This is a genomic window from Acidisphaera sp. S103 (assembly GCF_009765975.1).
Taxonomy (GTDB): domain Bacteria; phylum Pseudomonadota; class Alphaproteobacteria; order Acetobacterales; family Acetobacteraceae; genus Rhodopila.
The window spans coordinates 65,260-71,259 of the sequence record NZ_LMUJ01000111.1; the positions used below are offsets into that span (position 1 = coordinate 65,260).

The window sequence follows — 6,000 nt, forward strand, 5'->3', positions numbered from 1 at the left end:
TAATGTCAGCTTACGGGACGGATGACATTCAAGCATGGCAACCAACTTGGGTCGCAAGCGGCCGCTTTTGCAAAAGACACAATCCCCCGCGTTATAACCCTCAAAGCAAGATCGCCGCTCACCAACACACGCCCTGTCACCGCAATCCCGCAACCTCGGCGTAGGCCCTCAGTTCCCGCTCGACATCGTAACCGGTCGTCCCGAAGATAACGCCGGTGGCGCCCGCCGCCTCCAGCTTGGCGAGACGTTCGCGCAGCTCCGCACGCGTGCCCGTGAAGGTCGTCTGTTTGGCGTTGGACACGTCGACCAGCGCGTCGTGGCCGTTTGAAACGTCGAGGTTATGGCCGCGGTGAACGGACAGGTGGCGGACGCTTTCCTCCACACGTTCGACACTCACCCGCCACGCTTCGCCGTTCGGCAGCTCCTTCAAACTGTCCGGATCGAACATGTACCGGCGATGATAACCAATGGCGATGAGCGGCTTGAGGGCGGTCGCGGCGCGCGTCGAGGTGACATCCTCGCCATCATCGAGGACCGTGCCGTTGGTCGATACAAGACACGTCTCGAATCCCTCGGCCGGACCGCCGAGGGAAATCAGGCCGTCGGTGATCTCCTTGGCGAGCGCTCGGGCCTTCGGGCCTTGGCCGGCCATGTAGATCGGCACGTTGATCGGACGGTCGGGCAGCCAGCCGTCGGATGCGAGGATCTGGGCAAGGCCGCCGTCGATGTCGACAACGTCGCCGCGCAGCAATGCCTGAACCTGCGTGATATGCGTGCGCATGCTGGCGATGCTCAAGGCCTTCTTGCCCATCCCTGCCCGGCCGGTGAAGCCGGTGCCGAACCCGACCATCAGGCGTCCCGGCGCGATCTGCTCGACCGATGCGATAGCCGAAGCCTGCGCCATCGGGTGGCGATAGCTCGGGATCAGCACGGCGGGACCGAATTTGATGCGCGTCGTCTTCTCGGCGATGCGGGCGAGCGTGACCCATATGTCGTGGCCGAAGGCGGGGACCTCGGGGCACCAGACGGCTCGAAAACCGAGCTCCTCTGCGAGAAGGGCGTATTCGGCGGTTCGCGGACCGGGCGGCAGGCGGAAGTCATACGTCAGCACGGGGCGCTCCAGGAAAAAGTGTCTCTAAGGAGAGCATTACGATATGTGGGATCGTCAAGCCACTGCGCGCCGAATGCGCCCCGATGCATTGTCGTTTGCCAGGTCAGGTTATCGGCGAAGCGCATCAGCACGCGGCAGCATGCCAGGTTGGTGATTGCTGGTGGAGGCGCTCGCGATCTTGCTCGGTTTCCACACGCCAACCAAGTCGGCTTAAATGGGCCCGCAACGTTTGGAATATCGGGATAGGTGCCCGCCAGCACCGCATGGCTGGGATCGTAATGTCGAACAGAACCGCTGTTCTATGCGCTGGCGCAGGCCGCGCACTGCCCTTCCGCCTCGATCGTCGCCTTGCCGACGGTGAAGCCCAGCCGCTTGGCGGCGTCCTCCAGCGCGTGGGCCAATTCGTGGTCTTCCAGTTCGGTGACCTTGCCGCAGGACCGGCAGATCAGGAACTGCGCGGCGTGGTCGTGGTCTTCCTCGGCGATGCAGCCGACGAACGCGGACAGTCGCTCCAGCTTGTGGACCAGGCCTTGTTCCTGCAGGAACTCCAGCGCGCGATACACCGTTGGCGGGGCTGCGCCGGGGCGTGTGCTGCGAAGCTGGTCCAACAGGTCGTACGCGCCGGTTGGCGCCTCGCGGTCCAGGATCAAGCCCAGCACCTGGCGGCGCAGATCGGTCAGCCGCACCCCGCGGCCGTCGCAGATCACGGTGGCGCGGGTCAGCAATGTCTCGGTGCGAGGGGAAAACCCCATGAGGCACTCCTTGGCGGCGAACCCGCCTAATGCCTAGATATCATCCATGAACGAAATTGCCACACCCGCCGACCCAATCCTGGACGCGATCTGCTTTGACGCCAACGGTCTTGTCCCCGCGATCGCCCAGCAGCACGACACCGGCGAGGTGCTGATGATGGCCTGGATGAACGCTGACGCCGTCCGGGAAACCCTGGCGACCGGACGGGTCTGCTACTTCAGCCGCAGCCGGGGCAGGTTGTGGCGCAAGGGCGAGACCTCCGGCCAGACCCAGCACCTGACGGAACTGCGCGTCGACTGTGACGGCGACACGCTGCTGCTGCTGGTCGATCAACTGGGTGTCGCCTGCCACACCGGCCGGCGGAATTGCTTCTACCGAGCGGCTCGGGATGGCGGGCTGGTGGAGATCGCGGCGCCGGAGGTGTCGGCTGACGCGCTGTACGGCCACTCCCATGGCTGAGACCACGCCGGTCACGGTGCTGACCGGTTTCCTGGGCGCCGGCAAGACGACTGTGCTGAACCACCTGCTGCGCCAGCCGGAACTGGTTCGGACGGCCGTCCTGGTCAATGAATTCGGAGAGATCGGGTTGGATCATCTGCTGGTGGAGAAGCTGGACGACTCCACCGTGCTGCTGAACGCCGGCTGCCTGTGCTGCACGGTTCGCGGCGACCTGGCGCGTGTGCTGCGGGAGATGCTGCCGCGTGCGCGCCGCGACGAAATCGGCCGGATCGTGATCGAGACGACTGGTTTGGCCGATCCGGTGCCGATCCTGGCGACGCTGATGACCGATCCTGTGGCTGCCTCGGCTTATCGGTTGGACGGCTTCGTGACCGTGGTCGATGCGGTGAACGGGATGGCGCATCTGGATACGCAGGAGGAAGCGGTTCGCCAGGTCGCGGTGGCCGATCGGATCGTCATCAGCAAGGCTGACCTGGCCGATCCGACCCCGCTGCGGGAGAGGCTGTTGGCGCTGAATCCCGGTGCGCCGATCGCCGAGGTCGCGCATGGCAAGGTCGATCCGGGTTTTGTCCTGCATGCGGGTTTGTTCGATCCGGCGGCCAAAATCCCGGATGTCGCCGGCTGGCTGAATGCCGCCGCGTTCGAGGCCGCGTCCGATCACCATCATCACCATGATCCCAATCGTCATGATGCGCGTATTGGCGCGTTTTGCATCACGCTCGACCAACCGCTGGACTGGCAGGGTGTGGCGATGTGGTTGGAGATGCTGGTCGCCTCGCGGGGGGGAAACCTGCTGCGGGTTAAGGGGATTCTGAACCTGAGGGGGCGGGACCGGCCGGTCGCTATCCATGCCGTGCGGCATCTGATGCATCCACCGGTGCAACTGTCGGCGTGGCCGGAGGGCGATCCGCGCACCAGCCGGATTGTGTTCATTACGCGCGACTTGCCGCGGGCTGTTGTGGAGGATGGGCTGCTTGCGTTTCAGGCGGCCCGGACGGCTTCGTTGGGTTGACGCCGGAAAACCGCGGTGATTGGCGGCCACCCTGGCGGCGGCGCGTGCGGCGCAGTAACGTCTCGGGCACGAACAGGGAGGAACGACACATGAAAATCAATATGAAAAGCGTGCTTTTCGCGGGTGGACTGGCTTTTGCGGCGTTCTGCGTTGCGCCGGGCGCCCGAGCGGCGGAAGCGTTCACACTGAACTCGCCGGCTTTCGCCGACAACGCGCCGTTGGCGATGAAGAACGCGGGCGATACGAAAGGCAATCCGAATTGTGTCGGCCAGAGCATCTCGCCACCGTTGAATTGGGCGAACCCGCCTGCCGGCACCAACAGTTACGCCCTGGTGTTGATCGATCCCGAGGGGCGCGGCGGTCTGGGCGTTGTTCACATGGTGGTTTACGGCATCCCTGCCTCGGTGACCGAGTTCGCCGAGGGCGAACTCAGCAAGCCGTCGGACAAGTTCATCGGTGGTAAAAGCACGATGGGATTGCCGGTCTATTTCGGCCCCTGCACGCCGCCGGGGGACTGGCATCATTACACGTTCACCCTGATCGCGACCGATCTCGATCCCAAGGGGATGAAGCCGGGAATGACCCGGGATGAACTGTTCGCCGCCCTCGCCGGCCACACCAAAGGTGCCGCCGGCCTGATCGGCCGATTCCGCCACCCATCATGATTGCAATCCCGCCCAGTCGATGCCGGTTGGGCGGGATTCGCAAGACGCCGGGTATTCGTGGCGCATGTGCGTCATCGTCGTGTTGGCCGCGGTCCATTGACCGGGACCTTGGCGTCGTGTGGCCGGACAGACCGACGGCGGTCGGTTCGAAAACCCCTCCAGCACCACCTTGCCGCGGACGCGGCCGCTTTCGATCAGGACGTGGGCTCGTTTCAAGTTTGCCACGTCGATCGGACCGATATTCTCGCCCAGCGTGGTGCCAAGGGTTCCGTTGTCGACCAACCGAGCGACCTCGTTCAGCAGGGTGCCTTGGGCGTTCCGTCCGGCGCGATGATGCTTAGGCCGCCGGAAGGGACAGGCTGACCGTGGCTCCGGAATTGGGTTGGTTGTAGGCTGTCAGGCGGCCGTTCATCGCTCGGGCCAGGCGATTGCTGAGTGCCAGGCCGGTGCCGCCTGTCGCCGGCAAGGCGTCTTCGCCGGTTTCCAGCGAGTCCGCCCGGAGATCCTGCGTCAATCGCGGCGACAGTCCCTTTCCGGTATCGCTGACGGATGCGGTCACGGTGCCGGCTCGGCGCGCCACCGATACCGACACGGTGCCACCCGGCGGGGTCAGCCGGACGGCGTTGGCCAGCAGGTTGTCGAGAATGCGCCGCATCGCCCAGGAATCGCCGATCGCCGCTGCGTCGCCGGGCTGCCGATCGGGGCTCAGCGCGATGTTGATCTGCCGCTCATTGGCCGCGGCACGGGCGCCTTCGGCGGCATCCCGGGCGATGGTGGCGATATCGATGGTTTGCCGTTTCAGTTGGTGTTCCTCGATCTGGGTCAGGTCGAGCAGGTTGTCGATGGTTGCCAGCAGTTGCTTGCCGTCGCGGCGGACCCGGCCGAGGGCTTCGCGCTGCTCCGGCTGGCTGGTGGCCATCGTCAGGCTCAGGACGCCCAGAAGGGTGTGCAGCGGCGTCCGGATTTCCTGGCTGAGATTGGTGAGAACGTCGGTCTTGATCCGCTCCGCCGCTTCGGCGCGACGGGTTTCGGCGGCGAGACGATCCTGGATGTCGCGGGCGTGGCGGACGAATATCGCGGTGGCGAGGATCGCGAGAATCGACAGGATCCGGTTGCCGATCATATCCGGCATGTCGGGGCTGAACACCGGCAGGAAGGTGCCGATGACCACCATGAGGCAGGCGATGCCCGTAATGACCCACAAGCCAGTGCGGTCCTTGTGGAACACCGCGGTGGCGACCAGCGGGGCATAGATGATGCCGTAGGCCAGGGTGTTGTCGCGGCAGATATCTTCGACGAAGGCCACGCCGCTGATCGCGTAGATTGCGGGCACCAGCCACCGCGGAAAACGCCAGGCAGCGATCTTGGAACTGAGCTTGCCGTCTGGTTCCGGAGGCCCCAATTCTGGCATTCGTTAATCCACGCGTGTTGCAGCAGAGAGAGGCACAGCTAACGTAACCCACTGTATCAAAACCGTGGAGCCGTCAAGAAAATCCTCGATCGTCATTGCCTCGAACGGATTGTGGCTGCCGTTTTCATTGCGAATGAAAAGCATTCCCATGGGCACGCCCGCGGCGGCGAAGGCGGCCGCGTCGTGCGACGCCGGGCTGCCGATGTGCAATATGGGAAGCTCCTGCGCCGCGGCCGCAGATTCCAGTCCGGATTTGATGGCCGGATCGACCAACCCCACGGCGGCACGGGCCTTCTGTCCCAGATGGAATCGGACCGCCCGGCGTTGCTCGATGCCGTCGACGATGCGGCCGACCTTGTCCTCCAGTTCGGCGAGGATGGCTTCATCGTAGGCGCGCACGTCGAGGCTGAAATGGAACGAACCTGGGACGATGGTCAATCCGTGCACCGCCGAGTCGGTGTGGAAGCGGCCGAGGGTGCAGGCCATTGGGATGCCGCGTTCCTCATAATCGGCCCAGAGCGTGTCGAGGGCGACGGCGAACTCCGCCCCCGCCGTTGCCGCGTCGTGACGGAAACGGCGGGGGGGGGCG

The 6,000-nt window shown here is 64.8% G+C and carries 8 protein-coding genes; 3 read left to right on the top strand and 5 right to left on the bottom strand.

Annotated features, from left to right (window positions below; genetic code table 11):
• Positions 1–136 precede the first annotated feature (136 nt).
• Positions 137–1,111: an LLM class flavin-dependent oxidoreductase gene (locus GSQ89_RS36345; RefSeq protein WP_158933000.1), complete on the bottom strand. Its 975-nt coding sequence runs from the start codon at positions 1,109–1,111 to the stop codon at positions 137–139.
• 299 nt (positions 1,112–1,410) lie between these two features.
• On the bottom strand, positions 1,411–1,863 hold the full coding sequence (locus tag GSQ89_RS36350; RefSeq protein WP_158933001.1) for a transcriptional repressor: 453 nt from the start codon (positions 1,861–1,863) through the stop codon (positions 1,411–1,413).
• Between the two features lie 46 nt (positions 1,864–1,909).
• Here GSQ89_RS36350 and hisI point away from each other — a divergent pair, with 46 nt between their 5' ends.
• The 3 genes from hisI (at position 1,910) to GSQ89_RS36365 (ending at position 4,000) form a co-directional block, all read left to right on the top strand.
• Complete coding sequence (hisI, locus tag GSQ89_RS36355) at positions 1,910–2,323, top strand: phosphoribosyl-AMP cyclohydrolase (protein WP_158933002.1); 414 nt, start codon at positions 1,910–1,912, stop codon at positions 2,321–2,323.
• Positions 2,316–3,335 carry a GTP-binding protein gene (locus GSQ89_RS36360; protein WP_158933003.1) on the top strand — a complete coding sequence of 340 codons (1,020 nt, stop codon included), beginning with the start codon at positions 2,316–2,318 and terminating at the stop codon, positions 3,333–3,335. Before hisI ends, GSQ89_RS36360 begins: the two co-directional genes overlap by 8 nt.
• A gap of 89 nt (positions 3,336–3,424) precedes the next feature.
• A complete protein-coding gene (locus GSQ89_RS36365; RefSeq protein ID WP_216856605.1) occupies positions 3,425–4,000 on the top strand; it encodes a YbhB/YbcL family Raf kinase inhibitor-like protein in 576 nt (191 codons plus the stop codon).
• On the opposite strand, the gene GSQ89_RS40460 is transcribed toward GSQ89_RS36365, so the two are convergent.
• The 3 genes from GSQ89_RS40460 to GSQ89_RS36380 form a co-directional block, all read right to left on the bottom strand.
• Positions 3,995–4,378 (bottom strand): zinc-binding dehydrogenase, encoded by a 384-nt coding sequence (locus tag GSQ89_RS40460; RefSeq protein ID WP_158933260.1) that lies wholly within the window; start codon positions 4,376–4,378, stop codon positions 3,995–3,997. The genes GSQ89_RS36365 and GSQ89_RS40460 overlap by 6 nt on opposite strands.
• Positions 4,338–5,411: a sensor histidine kinase KdpD gene (locus GSQ89_RS36375; RefSeq protein WP_158933004.1), complete on the bottom strand. Its 1,074-nt coding sequence runs from the start codon at positions 5,409–5,411 to the stop codon at positions 4,338–4,340. Before GSQ89_RS36375 ends, GSQ89_RS40460 begins: the two co-directional genes overlap by 41 nt.
• A 3-nt stretch (positions 5,412–5,414) precedes the next feature.
• Positions 5,415–6,000, bottom strand: a 586-nt coding sequence (locus GSQ89_RS36380; protein WP_158933005.1) for a M20/M25/M40 family metallo-hydrolase, incomplete at its 5' end; no start/stop codon positions are given.